Below are 15,223 nucleotides of genomic sequence, written 5' to 3'. Positions count from 1 at the left end.
TGTGAGCACATGGTCACGCAGAAGGGAGGCAAGGGGCGTGCAAATCTGTACGCCGCCGAGTAAATGATGCATCATCCATGCGCCCACCGGCGAAATGGCGCATGATATGACCACGCTCGACACCCTCGACTGGCGGCTTCTCGACGCCCTGCAGCGGGATGCTTCGCTGACCAATGCCACGCTCGCGGAACAGATCGGCCTGTCCGCCAGCCAGATTTCGCGCCGCCGCCAGCGCCTCGAGCAGGACGGGGTGATCCGCGGCTACCGCGCAGCCCTGGAGCCGGCTGCCGTCGGGCTCGGCGTCATCGTCTTCATCCATGTCGCGCTCGACACCCATTCACGCGACAATGCGCGCCGCTTCCGCGATCTCGTCAGGCTCACCCCGGCGATCCTCGAAGCGCATGCCCTCACCGGAGAGGCCGATTACCTGCTGAAAGTGGCGGTCGGCGACCTCAAGGCGCTCGCCCGGCTCGTCAATGAAATCCTGATGCCGCATGAGAGCGTGGCGCGCGTCCGCTCCGAGATCGCGCTCGAAACACTGAAGGAACCGGGGCTCTTGCCGCTGCCGATGACATAGCGCGGCGCTTGTGCAAACTGCGCCTTCGTCAGGCCGCTTTCATGCGGCTGATCGATCCCGACCGCACGGCATTCCCCTGCGGCCACGACAGGAGGACTTCGATGTTCAATGCCAAATCGCTGCTTGATGCCCTGATCAGCGCGGGCAGCCAGGCAGGCGCACAGGCAGGACAGCAGGCGGGCCAGCAGGGCGGTCTCGGCGGCATGCTCGGCGGCCTCGCGGAGCAGGTGCAGCGCTCGGGCGGGCTCGGCGGGCTCGCCGGGCAGATCCTGACCCAGGCAAGCCAGGGCGTCGGTGACGCCGCGCGCCAGACCGGCGTGCAGCAGGGCGCGAATGATGCGCTCGGCCGGATCACCGGCGGCAAGACACCCGACCAGCTCATCGAGCAGGCGAAGGGCCTGTTCAACAGCAACCCTGCCCTCGCAACGGCCGTGCTCGGCGGTCTCGGTGCGCTCGTCTTCGGCACCAGCACCGGTCGCTCCGTCGCCGGCTCGGCAGCCAAGCTCGGCGGCCTCGCTCTGATCGGCGGCCTCGCCTACAAGGCCTACCAGAACTATCAGGCCGGCAAGCCCGTGCTCGACAGCCGCGAGCAGGAGTTGCTGCCCGCCCCCGCCGGAACCGGCTTCGAGCCGCAGGCGGCGAGCGAAGCGACCGCCCTCGTCCTCGTCCGCGCCATGATCGCGGCAGCGGCGACTGATGGCCATATCGACACCGAAGAACGCGATGCGATTCTCGGCGGCCTCAAGGAAGCCAGCCTCGATCAGGACACGCATGCCTGGCTGGCGCGGGAACTCGCCAAGCCTGCCACGATCGACGAGCTCGTCGAAGCCGCCGAAAGCCCGGAATTGGCCGCGCAGATCTATACGGCTGCGCGTGTCGCCATCAATCCGGACACTGCGCCCGAGAAGGACTTTCTGGCCGGCCTCGCCGGCTCGCTGGGGCTGGACGCCGAGCTCGTCGCCAATATCGACGCTGCCGCCAGCGCCGCCAAGGTCTGAACCGGGCAAAGCAGACCACAGGCACCACAGCCGGCTTTCGCGCCCATCGCGCAAGTCGGCTGATGGCATCACAGCCTCGCGAGCTGGAGGCCGCGGCAGCTCCACTTCCGCGTCCCCTGCTGCTAGGTGCGGGGCCATGTCTGATACCAAGAACGGCGGACCGGCCCCGAAGCCGGACGCCGCCCCCTCGCCGACGCGCCGCCAAGCCCTCGCCCTGACGCTGCTCTCGCCGATGGCCTCCGTGCCCGCTCTGGCGCAGCCACCGCTCTTTGCCGGACCCGCCTCGCAATTCGTGCAGCTCGATCCGCCGGAGGATGCCGGCTCCCTCGCGCTCACCGACCTTGCCGGCAAGAGCAAGCCTCTCTTGGCCTATCGCGGCAAGGCCATTCTCCTGAACTTCTGGGCGAGCTGGTGCCCGCCCTGCCGGCGCGAGCTGCCAATCCTGCGGCGCCTGCAGGCAAGAGCAGCGCATGAGCCCTTCGTCGTCCTCCCGGTATCGTTGGACAAATCGGCAGCGACCGTCACCGCCTATCTCAAGCGCCTTGGGCTTGCCGACCTCTCGACCTTCATCGATGCCGCCGGCACGGTGGCTTCCGGACCGAAATCGACCCAGCCAACGCCATTCGCCCTCTACGGCATGCCGATGACCTACGTGCTTGATCATGAAGCGCGCAGCGTCGGCTATCTCGTCGGCGAAGCGGATTGGGACAGCCCTGAGGGGCTGAAATTGCTGCGCTTCTACGCGAGAGCGGCGGGCTGATTTGCCAATGAAAACAGGACTTCCGCATTCCCGCGGATCGGACCCGATAAAATAATCGCCGCCGCCATTGAACCTCCCTGCTCAGTCCCGCGACCAATCGGCATGGAGGGCGAGCAGTTCGCTCTCGCACCAGTCGGGAGAGACGAGCATGACGACGTTCCGCAAGACGCTGACCGCCACCCTCGCGGCCGCGACCCTGGCCACCACCTTCTTCATCGCCTCCGGCGCCGAGGCGCGCCCGCGCTGGGGCTATGGCTACGGTGGCTGGGGCGTCGGAGCCGGTGTGGTTGGCGCGCTCGCCGCGGGCGCCATCATCGCCTCCGCCACTCGCCCGGCTTATGGCCACGGCTACTATGCCGCTCCCGTCCGCTCCTGTGATCTGGTCGAGCGTTTCGACCGCTGGGGCAACGTCATCGGCTACCGCCGGGTCTGCGGCTACTACTGAGCCTTCGGCGCCCCTGAGTTATCGAGACCAGACTGAAGCCTCTCACCGAGGGGCTTTTTTTCTTGCGTCTTGGCTGGTGTCGGGCGCCGTCCGTGACGCTGACACGGCGCCCATGCTCATGGCCCGGTGCCGAGCGCCACATGGGCCGCAGCTTCGTCGCGGATCCACCTGCGGAAAGCAGCGATCGCCGGCCGCTGCGCCGAGGCCTCCGGGCAGACCAGATAGTATTGGTGCGGCCCCTTGACCTGATGCGGGAACGGCCGGACCAGGCGGCCGGCATCGAGATAATCACCGATCAGGACATTGGTGGCGAGCGCCACCCCCTGCCCTGACGCGGCGGCCTGCAATGCCAGGAAGGTGTGCGAGAAGCGCGGGCCCCGGGTCGCATCGACCTCCGTCGCGCCGACGGCTGCGAGCCAGAGCGGCCATGTCACGAAATCGGGGATGCCCTCCGGAATCTCGTGCAGCAAGGTATGATGGCGCAGATCCGTGGGCTCGCGCAGCGGCCGCTCGGAATCGCCGAGCAGCGCGGCGCTGCAGACGGGAAAGAAATTCTCCTCCATCAGGAGATCCGTCTGCAGCCCCGGATAGCCGCCGCGGCCGAGGCGGATGGCGACATCGACATTCTCACGGGCGAAATCCGTCAGCCCCACCGAGATCTCGACCCGCACCTCCAGATTGGGTTCGCGCTCCTTCAGCGAGCCGAGCCTTGGGATCAGCCAGTTCAGGGCGAAACTCGGCAGGGTGCTGACCGTGAGCGCATTCGGCGCTTCCGGCCTCAGGGCTCTGGCCGTGGCTTCGTTGAGTTGGTCGAGCACCTGCGAAATCGTCGCCGCATAGCGTTCGCCGACCTCGGTCAAGGCGACACCCTTGCTCGGCAGCCGGTTGAAGAGCGGGCGCCGCAGCCAGGTCTCGAGCGACCGCACATGCTGGCCGACGGCGCTGGCCGTGACCGCGAGCTCGTCTCCTGCCTTCTCGAAGTTGCGATGCCGGGCGGCAGCTTCGAAGGCGCGCAGGGAAGCCAGTGGCGGAAGGTGTCGGCGGCTCATGTCCGGCCAAGTCCAGCTTGGGCAAGGCGAAGAACTTCGCATTTGCTTGCTTCCCAGGCAAGGCGCAGATTCGCGGGCAACCAGATCACTCGTGAGGCGCGCCATGTTCGCCAGCCCAGCCATAGCAGGACTTTCCTTCTCCGCCGCCCGCAGGCCGAGCAGCCGCGCCCTGGCGCTGTTGTTGCAGGTCGAGGCCTGGCTCGATGCCAGGAGCAGCGCCCGCACGCTCTATGCCATGGACGACAGGGCCCTCTCCGATCTCGGCCTGTCGCGCAGCGACGTCGAGCGCGTCAATGCGGATGCCAGCCGGACAGTCGGAGCCGCGTGAGGAGCCGCCGGAGCGAAAGCAGGCGGGCCAGAACGGAACCTAGTGGGGACTGGAGGTCGACAAAGACCGCCGGTCCCTTTTCTTTCCTGCGCGAGGTCGTCGCTCGGCCCTTCGCGGAGGCTCTGTCTCCTTCGGCGGATTGAGGGGAAGCTGTTACGATCGACGTCGCTGACACGATCTGACGCGCCGAGGCTTAAGCATGCCCGCACGCTCGCAACGGAGATCGGCCATGCCGCTGCCCAATCGCGTCAGGCCTGACGGCACGCTGTTCGCCGATCCGGCGCGTGGACTGTTCTTCGGCAATCGCGGCGGCCGCTTCCACGATCCCGACCGGCGCGAGGCACCCGCGCGCATTCAGGCGACGCAGCATTGGCTCTGCTGCGTTCTCTCATTCAAGGAGCGGCGCCGGAAGGTCTGGGGCCGCGGCTACACCGAGCTCTTCTTCTGCGACGAGGTGACGGCGCTCGCCGCCGGCCACCGCCCCTGCATGGAGTGCCGCCGCCGCGATGCCCTCGCCTATCGCGATGCGTTGGTGAAGGGGCTCGGGCTGACAGAGACGCCGCTCTTCCCGGAGATCGACCGCATCCTCGATGCCGATCGCCGGATCGGTCGGGTCAAGCGGATGCACCGGCTTCCGGCGGAAGAGCTGCCGGACGGCGCAGTGCTGCGCTCCGAGAGCGAAGGAGCGTTTCTGGCGTTGCGCGGAGACACCGCTTTGCTCTGGTCGCCGGCGGGCTACCTTTCGCCTCGACCTCGCCCGCGGGGGCCTGCAACGGTCCTCACGCCACCCGCCACGCTGGCGGCCCTAAGGGAAGGCTATAGCCCGGTCTGGCACCCGAGCGCCGCGGCCCTGGCTTCCTGCCCGCTTGCGGGCGAATAGGAACCTTCCTCCCTCCGCAGGCGTTGCCGCAGCATCATCCTTTCAATGAGGGGCTGCAAATGCGTTCGATCATCCTGTGGCTTGTGGGCGTTCCAATCCCCATCATCATACTGTTGTGGTTTTTCATGAAATAGGTCGAAGCCTCCTTCATGAGCGAGGCCGGGCGCATGCCCGGCCTCGTTGCGTTTGGGCAGGTTACCGCCACAAGCTGACGGACAATCATGCTTCCCCATCATGCCGCTCCCGTCGCAACCCCGAGCAATCTCGCCTATATGCCGTCCATGCATTCGCCATCGACACCGCCGATCATCTCGGTTTCGGGTCTCTCGAAGACCTATGCCACCGGCTTCACCGCGCTGAAGACCGTCGACCTCGCCATCCGGCGCGGCGAGATCTTCGCCCTGCTCGGCCCCAATGGCGCGGGCAAGACGACCCTGATCAGCATCATCTGCGGATTGGTGCGCCCCAGCACCGGCACGGTCCTCGCCGATGGCCACGACATCCAGCGCGACTATCGCGCCGCCCGCGCCGCCATCGGCCTCGTCCCGCAGGAACTGACGACCGATGCCTTCGAGACGGTCTGGGCTACGGTCAACTTCAGCCGCGGCCTCTTCGGCAAGCCTAGGGATCCGGCCCTGATCGAGCGAATCCTCAAGGACCTCTCGCTCTGGGACAAGAAGGACACGCAGATCCGCCGCCTTTCCGGCGGCATGAAGCGGCGCGTGATGATCGCCAAGGCGCTCTCGCACGAACCGCGCATCCTCTTCCTCGACGAGCCGACGGCCGGCGTCGATGTCGAGCTCAGGCAGGATATGTGGCAGATGGTTCGCCGGCTCAGGGAAGACGGCGTCACCATCATCCTGACCACGCACTACATCGAGGAAGCCGAGGAGATGGCCGACCGCGTCGGCGTCATCTCCAAGGGCGAGATCATCCTAGTCGAGGAGAAGGCCGAGCTGATGCGCAAGCTCGGCAAGAAGCAGCTCTCCCTGCAGCTCCAGCAGCCGATCAGTGCCGTTCCGGTTGCGCTCGCGGATTTCGATCTCACGCTCTCCGCCGCCGGCGACGAGATCGTCTACACCTACGACACGCATGCCGAGCGTACCGGCATCACCACCCTGCTCCAGGGCTTGTCGGAAGCGGGCATCCGCTTCCGCGACCTCAGCACCAGCCAGAGCTCGCTGGAAGAAATCTTCGTCAATCTGGTGAGGGAGCGGGCATGAGCGCCGCGAGCTTCAACCCGCGCGCCATCGCCGCGATCTATCGCTTCGAGATGGCCCGTACCTGGCGTACGCCGCTGCAGAGCATCGTCTCGCCCGTGCTCTCGACCTCGCTCTATTTCATCGTCTTCGGCGGGGCGATAGGCTCGCGCATGCAGTCGATCGACGGCGTGCCCTATGGCGCCTTCATCGTGCCCGGCCTGATCATGCTCTCGTTGCTGACGCAGAGCATCGCCAACGCCTCCTTCGCGATCTATTTCCCGAAATTCACCGGCACGATCTACGAACTGCTCTCCGCGCCGGTCGCCTGGTGGGAGGCGGTGATCGCCTATGTCGGCGCCGCCGCGTCGAAATCGATCCTGCTCGGCCTGATCATCCTGCTGACGGCCACTTTTTTCGTGCCGCTCAGGATCGAACATCCCTTCATGATGCTGCTCTTCCTGGTGCTGACCGCGACCACCTTCAGCCTGTTCGGCTTCATCATCGGCATCTGGGCGGAAGGCTTCGAGAAGCTGCAGGTCATCCCGCTGCTGATCGTGACGCCGCTGGCCTTCCTCGGCGGCTCCTTCTACTCGATCAGCATGCTGTCGCCGTTTTGGCAGACGGTGACGCTGTTCAACCCGGTCGTTTACCTGATCAGCGGCTTCCGCTGGAGCTTCTTCGGGCTCGCCGATGTCGGCCTCGGTGTGAGCCTCGGCATGACGCTGATGTTCCTCGCCGCATGCATCGCCGTGGTCGGCTGGATCTTCAAAACCGGTTATCGGCTGAAGAATTGAACCGCCCCTGTCATTCCGGGGCGGCCCGCAGGGCCGAACCCGGAACCCACGACCGGGTGAGACATTAGGGTTCTCCTCTGCCGGACATATCGATCCAAAACCATGGCCGCTCACCCGGTCGTGGGTTCCCGGTTCTTCGCTGACGCGAAGCTCCGGAATGACGAGCTGGGCAGCGCCAACCAATTGACTTCCGCCCCCCTTCCGTCTTCATGCGCGCCATGACCGATCTTTCGACCCTTGAAGCGTCCGCGGCCTCTGCCGCGCCGCATGCGCGCCGGCGCACCTTCGCCATCATCTCGCAYCCGGACGCCGGCAAGACGACGCTGACCGAGAAGCTGCTCTATTTCGGCGGCGCCATTCAGCTCGCCGGCGAAGTCCGCGCCAAGCAGGGCCGCCGCCAGACCTCCTCGGACTGGATGAAGATCGAGCGCCAGCGCGGCATCTCGGTCGTCACCTCGGTGATGACCTTCGAATACGGCGGCCATGTCTTCAACCTGCTGGATACTCCGGGCCACGAGGACTTCTCGGAAGACACCTACCGGACGCTGACCGCCGTCGACGCCGCCGTGATGGTGATCGACGCCGCAAAGGGCATTGAGGACCGCACCAAGAAACTCTTCGAGGTCTGCCGTCTCAGAGACATCCCGATCGTCACCTTCATCAACAAGATCGACCGCGAGACGCGCGACCCCTTCGACCTGATCAACGAGATCGAGACGACGCTGGCGCTCGACGTCGCACCTATGACCTGGCCGGTCGGCCGCGGCCGCGAATTCGTCGGCACCTACGATCTCAAGGCCAATACCTTCCGCCGCAACCAGAAGGGCGACGAGCGCGCCGAGGACCGCCAGGTCTCCGGCTGGGACGACCCGCTCTTCGACGAGTTGCTGCCGAACGGCGCCGCCGAGACCTGGCGCGAGGAGGTCTTCCTGGCCGCAGAAGGCTTGAAGCCCTTCGATCTCCAGGCTTTTCGCGAAGGCCATCTGACGCCGCTCTATTTCGGCGCGGCGCTCCGCGACTACGGCGTGCGCGACCTGATCGATGCGCTGGGCGCCTATGCGCCCAGCCCGCGTGCGCAAGCGTCCGACAAGCGCCCGATCGAGGCGGACGAGCCGAAGATGACCGGCTTCGTCTTCAAGATCCAGGCGAACATGGACCCGAACCATCGCGACCGCATCGCCTTCATGCGCATCTGCTCAGGCAAGCTGACGCGCGGCATGAAGGCCAAGCTCGTCCGCACCGGCAAGCCGATGCCGCTCAACGCGCCGCAGTTCTTCTTCGCCCGCGACCGCTCGATCGCGGAGGAAGCCTTCGCCGGCGACATCGTCGGCCTGCCCAACCACGGCACTTTGCGCATCGGCGACACGCTGACCGAGGGCGAGGACATCGTCTTCAAGGGCGTGCCGAGCTTCGCCCCGGAAATCCTGCGCCGCGTCAAGCTCAAGGATGCGATGAAGGCCAAGAAGCTGCGCGAGGCCTTGCAGCAGATGGCAGAGGAAGGCGTCGTCCAGCTCTTCCTGCCGCATGACGGAGCGCCGGCCATCGTCGGCGTCGTCGGAGCCCTCCAGCTCGACGTGCTCAAGGAGCGCATGGACGCCGAGTACTCGCTTCCCGTCGATTTCGAGCCCTGCCAGTTCTCGATCGCCCGCTGGGTTTCCTCCGACGACAAGGCGGCGCTGGCGAAGTTCGTCGGCCTGAAGCCCTCCGCAATGGCCGATGATCTCGACGGCGACCCGGTTTTCATGGCGTCCAGCCAGTTCACGCTGAAATACGATGCCGAGCGCGCGCCGGACATCACCTTCTCGGACGTGAAGGACTATCAGAAGGTCACGAAGGCCTGATTCAACGCTGTGGCCTGAAAGAGACAGGCCTCTGCGCGCTCCCTTGGGGTTGATCCGCATCAATTCGCATCGCGCGAATCCGGCGCTGATGGAGACATGAGCCTGGCGGCGCACCCTGCGTCGCGGGCTCGCGACTCCGGGGGCTGCTGCCTAAATGTCTCGCTCGATCCGACTTTCTCTCGCCGCTGTACTGCTCGGCGCAACCGCTCTGACCGGTGCCCATGCAGCCGATCTGCCCACGACCAAGGCGCCGTCTCTTGCGCCGGTTCTGTCCGCCTGGAGCCCGTGGATGATCCGCGGCCGGGCCCTGTTCGTCATGCCGCAGGAAGATGCAAGCCTGACGCTCGGTGGCGCCCCGATCGTCGGCGGCAAGGTCGACATCTCCAACTCGGTCGTGCCAGAACTCGACATCACCTATTTCTTCACGAAGAACATCGCTGCCGAACTCATCCTCGGCGTCACCCCGCATAATGTGAAGGGCGCTGGCAGCCTTGCCGGTGCGCGCATCGGTTCGGCCTGGCTGCTGCCGCCGACGTTGATGCTGCAATACCATTTCACCGATCTCGGCGCCTTCAAGCCCTATCTCGGCGTCGGCGTGAACTACACCGTCTTCTTCGACGAGAAGGCCAAGGGCGGCTTCACCGATTTCGATCTGAAAGATTCATTCGGCTTCGCCCTCCAGGCCGGCTTCGACTACATGATCGACCAGCACTGGGGCATCAACTTCGACGTCAAGAAGATCTTCCTGGAGCCCAAGGTGAAGGTGAACAACGGGCTCATTGCCGGCAAGGTCAAGATCGATCCCTGGCTGATCGGCGCAGGCGTCACCTACCGCTTCTGAGGCCCGGTACGGCCTCGGTCGATCGGGCTCGCGGAGAAGGGAGCGCTTCGCCGCTCCCTTTTTGCTGTCAGCACTCAAACCTCGGCAAAGCCCAGCGGGATCGCCGAGGTGGATTTGAGTTCCTCCATCGCGAACATCGAGGTCACGTCACTGAGATCGATGCGCGAGATCAGCTTCTTGTAGAGCGCGTCATAGGCGGCGATGTCGGAGACATAGGCCTTGAGCAGATAGTCGATCTCGCCGCTCATCCGGTAGAAATCGACGATTTCCGGCAGGTCGTGCACGGCCTGATGGAAGCGTTCGAGCCACTCCATCGAATGACGGGCCGTCTTGATCGCGATGAAGACGGTGACACCCGCCTTGAGCTTGTCCCGGTCGAGCAAAGCGACGCGGCGCTTGATGTAGCCGCCTTCCTCCAGCTTCTGGACCCGCCGCCAGCAAGGCGACGACGACAGCCCGACCGCCTCCGCAAGCTCTGCGAGCGGCAGGCTCGCATCCTCCTGGAGCCGCGCCAGGATGCGCAGATCGAAAGCATCGAGCTTGGCCATGATACCTCAGCTGGTTCGAAATCAGCTTCTTTCCAGAAGACCGAAATGGGGAATATTTTCCACATATGATCTCACGTCGGGTACGCGCTTCCAATAAGGGAAGAAAATTCTCCAACTCCGCAAACTGATGCCTGCACGCCTCCCGTATGATTTTCGCGCAATCGAAAGGGGAATGGGATGCAGGGATTTCTGAGCGAGGAGCGGCGCGGGGCCGTGCTGCAGAGCCTGCGGACCGATGCCGGCACCCTGTCGCGCGACTACCTCACGGCGGCGCGCGAAGTCCTGCGGGAGCTCGTCGATATGCCCGATTTGGTTCAGCGCCTGCCGCTGGAGCGCAAGACGGGCGCCTACAGCCGCAATCTGCTGGCCGGCAATGAGGATGTCAGCGTCTGGGCCATCGTCTGGGGCGAAGGCTCGGCCACCTCGATCCATGATCATCATTGCTCATGCTGCTTCGGCGTCGTCTCCGGCACCGTGACCGAGACGTGGTATCGCGCCATCGACGCCGCCCGCGCCGTGCCCACCGAGGAGCAGGAGCGAAAGCCGGGCTATGTCGCCTGCATGCTGCCCTCGGGCCCGAATATCCACCGGATGCGCAATTTCGGACCGGGCGAAGCGATCTCGATCCACATCTACGGCTTCGACCACGAGGTCCACGCCTCGTCGATCGAGACCGAATACACTGCTGTCAGCGGCTGACATTCGCGCGCCACGCTGCGGGGACAAAGCAGCAACCATGTCCCCGGTTCTGACGGCGGCGGCATACTCGCCGGCTCGATCCTCTGGGGAGCCGCGCAGATGTCGATTTTTGGCTGGACGGGTGCGTCTCTCGCGATCGTGTCGCCAGCGCCCTTGGCCGTCACCGAACCAAAGCTTCGTCAGCTCGCGCCCAATGGTAACGCCGCGATCCTCGTCGGCATTGCCGGCGGCTTCGACGGGCTGGCGCCCGGCTATGGCGTGACGACTGCGCTGCGCATCTGCCATTTTCTCGCACAGGCCGCGCATGAGACCGACGGTTTCCGCACGCTCGAGGAATATGGCGGCCCCGCCTATTTCGCCCGCTACGAAAGCCGGCGCGATCTTGGCAACACCTTGCCGGGCGATGGCATTCGCTACCATGGCCGCGGCATTTTCCAGCTCACCGGCCGGGCGAATTATCGCCGCCTCGGCCAGATTCTCGGCGTCGATCTCGAAGACGAGCCCGAGCGCGCGAAGGAACCCGCGATCGCTCTCTCCATCGCCTTCGCCTACTGGCGCGAGCGCGGCATCGGCGCGGCCGCCGATGCCGACGACCTCGAGCGCGTGACAAAGCTCATCAATGGCGGGCGCAACGGCCTGGCCGAGCGGGCGCGCCATCTCGCGAAGGCGAAGGAGATTTGGGTGTGAAGCCAGCCGTCTTGCTCGGGCTTGACCCGAGCATCTCGGAAACCAGCACCCTTCTGGTCATGAGATGGTCGGATCAAGCCAGGGCATGACGGCAAACAACCTCAGCCGTGTCCCGCCTTCAACGCCTGATCGAGATCGGCATAGAGGTCCTCGACGTCCTCGATACCGGTCGAGAGGCGCAGCAGGTCGGTCGGACAGGGCGAGCCGGCCCCCTCTATCGAGGCGCGRTGCTCGATCAGGCTCTCGACGCCGCCSAGCGARGTSGCRCGCTTRTAGAGCCCGACATGGGCCGCAGCCTTGACTGCCGCGGCCTCGCCGCCGGTAACCTGGACCGACAGCATGTAACCGAAGCCGTTCTCCATCTGCCGCGCGGCGATGTCGTGCCCGGGGTGCTGCGGCAGACCCGGATAGAGCACGCGCGCGACCAGCGGATGCGCTGAGAGGCGCCGCGCCAGCTCCATCGCCGAGGCGGACTGGCGCTCCTGCCGCAGATGGAGCGTGCGCATSCCGCGCATCAGCAGATAGGCCTCGAACGGGCCGAGGATGCCGCCCTGCCCCTTGCGCACCGTCTTGATCCGGTTCCAGAACTCATCGTCGGCATTGGCACAGAGCGCGCCGGCGACGACGTCGGAATGGCCATTGAGAACCTTGGTCGCCGCATGCATCACGATGTCGGCGCCCAGCGTCAGCGGCCGCGTATGCACGGGCGAGGCGCAGGTCGAATCGACCGCGAGCCGGGCGCCGGCCTTGTGCGCGATTTCGGCCGCCGCCGCGATGTCGGTGATGGTCCAGAGCGGGTTGGAGGGCGTCTCGACCCAGACGAGCTTGGTCGCACCGGGTTTCACAGCGGCCTTGAGGGCAGCGAGATCGTCGGTCTCGACGAAGTCGACCTTCAGACCCCAGCGCGTGGCTTCGTTGAGCAGCCAGGCCCGCAGCGCCCAGTACATCACCTTGGAAGCGACGACATGGTCGCCGGGCGAGAGCGCCTGGAAGACGGAGGTCGCCGCCGCCATGCCCGAACCGAACAGCAGCGCGCCGGCTTTGGCTTCTTCCAGCATGCCGAGCACGGCCTGCGCCTCATGCACGGTCTCGTTGTCGGGCCGGCCATAGATGAAGCCGGAGGAATAACCGTTGTCCTCGTCGCGGATGAAGGTCGTCGAGACATGGATCGGCGGCACCACCGCTCTGGTCAGCGGGTCGACCTTGCCCATCGCCTGCGCTGCGAGGCTCCGCGGGCTCCAGCTCTTCCTGCTCATGTTCTCTCCAACCGTCATGCTGCTGTATCGACACGATCTCGCATGATCGGTCGGAAGCACTCTAGCGATCGGCAAAAATTTAAGTTGGTGTTTTTCACCGCAGAGCGACTATTTTCGTCGCCAGGAAATTTATGATGCTGAAAATCGCCGATCTCGATCATTTCGATCATGCACTGCTCGAAGAGATGCAGCGCGACAACCAGACGCCGGCCCGCGTCCTGGCGGAGCGAGTCGGGCTGTCTCAAAGCGCGGTGCTGCGCCGCCTGCGTCGGCTCCGAGCGGAGAAGGTCATCGCGGCCGACATCTCCATCGTCAACCCCGCCGTGCTCGGCGTTCCCGTCACGATTCACGTGCTGGTGTCGATCGACAGGGGCTCTCAGCTCGCCGATGCCTTCGCACGCAAGCTGCGCGCGCGCCCGGAAGTTCGGCACGCCTCCTATGTGACGGGAGGCGCCGATTTCGTCCTCCACCTTCAGGTCGAGAGCATGGAAGCCTATGCTGCTTTCGCGCGCGAGGTTTTCCACGACGACCCGAACGTCTCGTCATTCTATACCTATGTCGCCATGCGCGAAGTGGTCGGGCCGGCGCAAACCGGCCGGCCGAAGCGCGCCACCGCGCCGGCCCGCCCTGAGCGACCGGTCTAGCGCCCGATTTCGCAAGCGGGCCGGCCTCGGCTCCTCCGGAAAAGTTCCATGACCGGAAGACATGCCATGCGGGGCAGGATGCATGCCCGCGGCGGCCCGGCGGCCTTGCCGACCGATGCCGCCGGCCTCATCTTCCGGACATGAACACGCTTACCGGGTCCCCCTCACAACGCCGCTCCCCGCTTTGGGCGGCGCTGATCATCGCGATCCTGCCGGTGGTTGCGGCGTCGCTGCTCGGCAGCGCGGCCACGGTTCCGCAGATTGCCGGCTGGTATGCCGGTCTCGCAAAGCCGCCCTTCAATCCGCCGAACTGGATCTTCGCACCGGTCTGGACCGCGCTCTATGCGCTGATGGGGCTGGCCGCCTTCCGCATCCTGCGCATTCCTGTCGGAACGCCCGGGCGGCGACGCGCGCTGCTGGTCTATCACCTGCAGCTGCTCATCAATATCGGCTGGTCCTTCGCCTTCTTCGATGCCAACAGCCCTCTTGCCGGGCTGATCGTCATCCTGCCGCTGCTCGTCCTGATCCTCGCGACCATCGCCGCCTTCAGGCCGCTAGACCGGCTCGCCGCCAATCTGCTCTGGCCCTATTTCGCATGGGTCGGCTTCGCGACCCTGCTCAATGCCTCGATCTGGTGGCTCAACCGCTGAGGATCATCCGCCGATCGAGCGCTCGATCACCTTCATCACGGTCGCACGCAGCTCTGCGATGGTGAAGGGCTTCGACATCACCTCCGCGACGATCGTCTCCAGGCTCTTCGCCCGTTCGCGCTGCTCGGCATAGCCGGTCATCAGCATGATCGTCAGCTCCGGGAAGCGCTGCTTGGCGGCGAGCGCCAGCGCGATCCCGTCCATCAGCGGCATGCGGATATCCGTCAGCAGCAGGTCGAAGCGCCCTTCCTCCGCAAGGAGGATGTCGAGCGCCTCGGCGCCATCGGCAGCAGTGAGGCAGCTATGGCCGTCCAGGCTGAGGCCGCGCGCCACCAGCACGCGCAGCGGCTCCTCATCGTCGACGACCAGAATACGTGACATCGTAGTTCCCTAGAGCATTTTTCGGCGAAGTGGACACTGCTTCGCGCGAAGAAAATGCGACAAAACAAAAATTCTAGATGCCCGGCAGCCCGGCCTGATCTTCCGTCTCGATCACGCCGACGAAGGGCAGCTGCCGATAGGAATGCGCGACATCCATGCCGTAGCCGACCACGAAGTAGTCCGGGCATTCGAAGCCGACATAATCAGCCTGGATGTTGACGGCGCGCTTGTGCGGCTTTTCCAACAGGACCGCGGTGGACACCTTCGCGGCGCCGCGTGCGGCCAGTAGATCCTTGGCGAACGCCAGCGTGCGGCCGGATTCCAGGATGTCGTCGACCAGAAGCACGTCGCGCCCGCGCACCTCGCTCTGCACATCGCGCAGGATCTCGACCTGGCCCGTAGAAACCGTTCCGGTCCGATAGCTCGACAGGTGAATGAACTCGACCTGCGGCGCGAGGCCGATGCGGTGCATCGCCCGGATCAGGTCGGCCGCGAACATGAAGCTGCCCTTGAGAACGGCAACGACGAGCAGATCTTTGGGATTGCTGGCGGCGATGGCCTCGGCCATCTCCTGGTTGCGCCGCGCGATCGCAGCCTCGTCGTAAAGAACCCTGATCCGCCGTTCGGGCATAATCTCTCCGTC

At 65.3% G+C, this 15,223-nt stretch carries 19 protein-coding genes; 14 read left to right on the top strand and 5 right to left on the bottom strand.

Going from position 1 to position 15,223, the window contains the following annotated elements; all coding sequences use genetic code 11:
• Window positions 1-106: 106 nt before the first annotated feature.
• The 4 genes from AC1DEZ_RS19460 (at window position 107) to AC1DEZ_RS19445 (ending at window position 2,780) form a co-directional block, all read left to right on the top strand.
• On the top strand, window positions 107-577 hold the full coding sequence (locus tag AC1DEZ_RS19460) for an Lrp/AsnC family transcriptional regulator (RefSeq protein WP_476780475.1): 471 nt from the start codon (window positions 107-109) through the stop codon (window positions 575-577).
• Between the two features lie 101 nt (window positions 578-678).
• A complete protein-coding gene (locus AC1DEZ_RS19455; RefSeq protein ID WP_476780474.1) occupies window positions 679-1,575 on the top strand; it encodes a tellurite resistance TerB family protein in 897 nt (298 codons plus the stop codon).
• Window positions 1,576-1,711: 136 nt separating this feature from the next.
• Window positions 1,712-2,335 (top strand): TlpA family protein disulfide reductase, encoded by a 624-nt coding sequence (locus tag AC1DEZ_RS19450; protein ID WP_476780473.1) that lies wholly within the window; start codon window positions 1,712-1,714, stop codon window positions 2,333-2,335.
• Window positions 2,336-2,483: 148 nt separating this feature from the next.
• Window positions 2,484-2,780, top strand: a complete 297-nt coding sequence (locus AC1DEZ_RS19445) for a hypothetical protein (protein WP_441513988.1) — start codon at window positions 2,484-2,486, stop codon at window positions 2,778-2,780.
• Between the two features lie 116 nt (window positions 2,781-2,896).
• Here AC1DEZ_RS19445 and gcvA read toward each other — a convergent pair whose 3' ends face one another.
• A complete protein-coding gene (gene gcvA / locus AC1DEZ_RS19440) occupies window positions 2,897-3,829 on the bottom strand; it encodes a transcriptional regulator GcvA (RefSeq protein ID WP_476780472.1) in 933 nt (310 codons plus the stop codon).
• Window positions 3,830-3,932: 103 nt separating this feature from the next.
• On the opposite strand from gcvA, the gene AC1DEZ_RS19435 reads away from it, so the two are divergent.
• The 6 genes from AC1DEZ_RS19435 (at window position 3,933) to AC1DEZ_RS19410 (ending at window position 9,715) form a co-directional block, all read left to right on the top strand.
• Entirely contained in the window at window positions 3,933-4,157 is a 225-nt protein-coding gene (locus AC1DEZ_RS19435; RefSeq protein WP_476780471.1) for a DUF1127 domain-containing protein, read from the top strand.
• Between the two features lie 229 nt (window positions 4,158-4,386).
• Window positions 4,387-5,037, top strand: coding sequence for a hypothetical protein (locus AC1DEZ_RS19430; protein ID WP_476780470.1), 651 nt, complete (start codon window positions 4,387-4,389; stop codon window positions 5,035-5,037).
• A gap of 281 nt (window positions 5,038-5,318) precedes the next feature.
• A complete protein-coding gene (locus AC1DEZ_RS19425; RefSeq protein ID WP_476780549.1) occupies window positions 5,319-6,260 on the top strand; it encodes an ABC transporter ATP-binding protein in 942 nt (313 codons plus the stop codon).
• Window positions 6,257-7,033, top strand: coding sequence for an ABC transporter permease (locus AC1DEZ_RS19420; RefSeq protein ID WP_476780469.1), 777 nt, complete (start codon window positions 6,257-6,259; stop codon window positions 7,031-7,033). The genes AC1DEZ_RS19425 and AC1DEZ_RS19420 overlap by 4 nt, the downstream gene beginning before the upstream one ends.
• A 218-nt stretch (window positions 7,034-7,251) precedes the next feature.
• A complete protein-coding gene (locus tag AC1DEZ_RS19415; protein WP_476780468.1) occupies window positions 7,252-8,874 on the top strand; it encodes a peptide chain release factor 3 in 1,623 nt (540 codons plus the stop codon).
• Between the two features lie 154 nt (window positions 8,875-9,028).
• Window positions 9,029-9,715 (top strand): OmpW/AlkL family protein, encoded by a 687-nt coding sequence (locus tag AC1DEZ_RS19410; RefSeq protein ID WP_476780467.1) that lies wholly within the window; start codon window positions 9,029-9,031, stop codon window positions 9,713-9,715.
• Between the two features lie 74 nt (window positions 9,716-9,789).
• On the opposite strand, the gene AC1DEZ_RS19405 is transcribed toward AC1DEZ_RS19410, so the two are convergent.
• Window positions 9,790-10,263, bottom strand: coding sequence for an Lrp/AsnC family transcriptional regulator (locus AC1DEZ_RS19405; RefSeq protein WP_476780466.1), 474 nt, complete (start codon window positions 10,261-10,263; stop codon window positions 9,790-9,792).
• Window positions 10,264-10,440: 177 nt separating this feature from the next.
• Here AC1DEZ_RS19405 and AC1DEZ_RS19400 point away from each other — a divergent pair, with 177 nt between their 5' ends.
• Together AC1DEZ_RS19400 and AC1DEZ_RS19395 are read left to right on the top strand one after the other, a co-directional pair.
• Window positions 10,441-10,962 (top strand): cysteine dioxygenase, encoded by a 522-nt coding sequence (locus tag AC1DEZ_RS19400; RefSeq protein ID WP_476780465.1) that lies wholly within the window; start codon window positions 10,441-10,443, stop codon window positions 10,960-10,962.
• A gap of 99 nt (window positions 10,963-11,061) precedes the next feature.
• Window positions 11,062-11,649: a glycoside hydrolase family 19 protein gene (locus AC1DEZ_RS19395; protein WP_476780464.1), complete on the top strand. Its 588-nt coding sequence runs from the start codon at window positions 11,062-11,064 to the stop codon at window positions 11,647-11,649.
• Window positions 11,650-11,750: 101 nt separating this feature from the next.
• Here AC1DEZ_RS19395 and AC1DEZ_RS19390 read toward each other — a convergent pair whose 3' ends face one another.
• On the bottom strand, window positions 11,751-12,905 hold the full coding sequence (locus tag AC1DEZ_RS19390) for a trans-sulfuration enzyme family protein (RefSeq protein ID WP_476780463.1): 1,155 nt from the start codon (window positions 12,903-12,905) through the stop codon (window positions 11,751-11,753).
• Between the two features lie 134 nt (window positions 12,906-13,039).
• On the opposite strand from AC1DEZ_RS19390, the gene AC1DEZ_RS19385 reads away from it, so the two are divergent.
• Together AC1DEZ_RS19385 and AC1DEZ_RS19380 are read left to right on the top strand one after the other, a co-directional pair.
• On the top strand, window positions 13,040-13,549 hold the full coding sequence (locus AC1DEZ_RS19385; RefSeq protein WP_476780462.1) for an Lrp/AsnC family transcriptional regulator: 510 nt from the start codon (window positions 13,040-13,042) through the stop codon (window positions 13,547-13,549).
• 140 nt (window positions 13,550-13,689) lie between these two features.
• The gene (locus AC1DEZ_RS19380) at window positions 13,690-14,199 is read left to right on the top strand and encodes a TspO/MBR family protein (RefSeq protein WP_476780461.1); all 510 of its coding nucleotides are present in this window, start codon (window positions 13,690-13,692) and stop codon (window positions 14,197-14,199) included.
• Between the two features lie 3 nt (window positions 14,200-14,202).
• On the opposite strand, the gene AC1DEZ_RS19375 is transcribed toward AC1DEZ_RS19380, so the two are convergent.
• Both AC1DEZ_RS19375 and hpt read right to left on the bottom strand, forming a co-directional pair.
• Entirely contained in the window at window positions 14,203-14,580 is a 378-nt protein-coding gene (locus AC1DEZ_RS19375) for a response regulator (protein WP_476780460.1), read from the bottom strand.
• A gap of 73 nt (window positions 14,581-14,653) precedes the next feature.
• Complete coding sequence (gene hpt / locus AC1DEZ_RS19370) at window positions 14,654-15,211, bottom strand: hypoxanthine phosphoribosyltransferase (RefSeq protein WP_441513974.1); 558 nt, start codon at window positions 15,209-15,211, stop codon at window positions 14,654-14,656.
• Window positions 15,212-15,223: the final 12 nt, after the last annotated feature.

The sequence above is a fragment of the Allobosea sp. 10L422 genome (genome assembly GCF_056395345.1).
The sequence above is the reverse complement of the archived record's forward strand: the minus strand, read 5'-3'. Positions and strand labels throughout refer to the sequence as shown.

What these genes read in the sequence shown, in the direction of transcription:
- AC1DEZ_RS19420 (WP_476780469.1), top strand. Translation starts at nt 6,257, where the DNA reads ATGAGCGCCGCGAGCTTCAACCCGCGCGCCATCGCCGCGATCTATCGC.
- AC1DEZ_RS19435 (WP_476780471.1), top strand. Translation starts at nt 3,933, where the DNA reads ATGTTCGCCAGCCCAGCCATAGCAGGACTTTCCTTCTCCGCCGCCCGC.
- AC1DEZ_RS19445 (WP_441513988.1), top strand. Translation starts at nt 2,484, where the DNA reads ATGACGACGTTCCGCAAGACGCTGACCGCCACCCTCGCGGCCGCGACC.
- AC1DEZ_RS19430 (WP_476780470.1), top strand. Translation starts at nt 4,387, where the DNA reads ATGCCGCTGCCCAATCGCGTCAGGCCTGACGGCACGCTGTTCGCCGAT.
- hpt (WP_441513974.1), bottom strand. Translation starts at nt 15,211, where the DNA reads ATGCCCGAACGGCGGATCAGGGTTCTTTACGACGAGGCTGCGATCGCG.
- AC1DEZ_RS19400 (WP_476780465.1), top strand. Translation starts at nt 10,441, where the DNA reads ATGCAGGGATTTCTGAGCGAGGAGCGGCGCGGGGCCGTGCTGCAGAGC.
- AC1DEZ_RS19385 (WP_476780462.1), top strand. Translation starts at nt 13,040, where the DNA reads ATGCTGAAAATCGCCGATCTCGATCATTTCGATCATGCACTGCTCGAA.
- AC1DEZ_RS19460 (WP_476780475.1), top strand. Translation starts at nt 107, where the DNA reads ATGACCACGCTCGACACCCTCGACTGGCGGCTTCTCGACGCCCTGCAG.
- AC1DEZ_RS19450 (WP_476780473.1), top strand. Translation starts at nt 1,712, where the DNA reads ATGTCTGATACCAAGAACGGCGGACCGGCCCCGAAGCCGGACGCCGCC.
- AC1DEZ_RS19405 (WP_476780466.1), bottom strand. Translation starts at nt 10,263, where the DNA reads ATGGCCAAGCTCGATGCTTTCGATCTGCGCATCCTGGCGCGGCTCCAG.
- AC1DEZ_RS19455 (WP_476780474.1), top strand. Translation starts at nt 679, where the DNA reads ATGTTCAATGCCAAATCGCTGCTTGATGCCCTGATCAGCGCGGGCAGC.
- AC1DEZ_RS19375 (WP_476780460.1), bottom strand. Translation starts at nt 14,580, where the DNA reads ATGTCACGTATTCTGGTCGTCGACGATGAGGAGCCGCTGCGCGTGCTG.
- AC1DEZ_RS19395 (WP_476780464.1), top strand. Translation starts at nt 11,062, where the DNA reads ATGTCGATTTTTGGCTGGACGGGTGCGTCTCTCGCGATCGTGTCGCCA.
- gcvA (WP_476780472.1), bottom strand. Translation starts at nt 3,829, where the DNA reads ATGAGCCGCCGACACCTTCCGCCACTGGCTTCCCTGCGCGCCTTCGAA.
- AC1DEZ_RS19425 (WP_476780549.1), top strand. Translation starts at nt 5,319, where the DNA reads ATGCATTCGCCATCGACACCGCCGATCATCTCGGTTTCGGGTCTCTCG.
- AC1DEZ_RS19410 (WP_476780467.1), top strand. Translation starts at nt 9,029, where the DNA reads ATGTCTCGCTCGATCCGACTTTCTCTCGCCGCTGTACTGCTCGGCGCA.
- AC1DEZ_RS19380 (WP_476780461.1), top strand. Translation starts at nt 13,690, where the DNA reads ATGAACACGCTTACCGGGTCCCCCTCACAACGCCGCTCCCCGCTTTGG.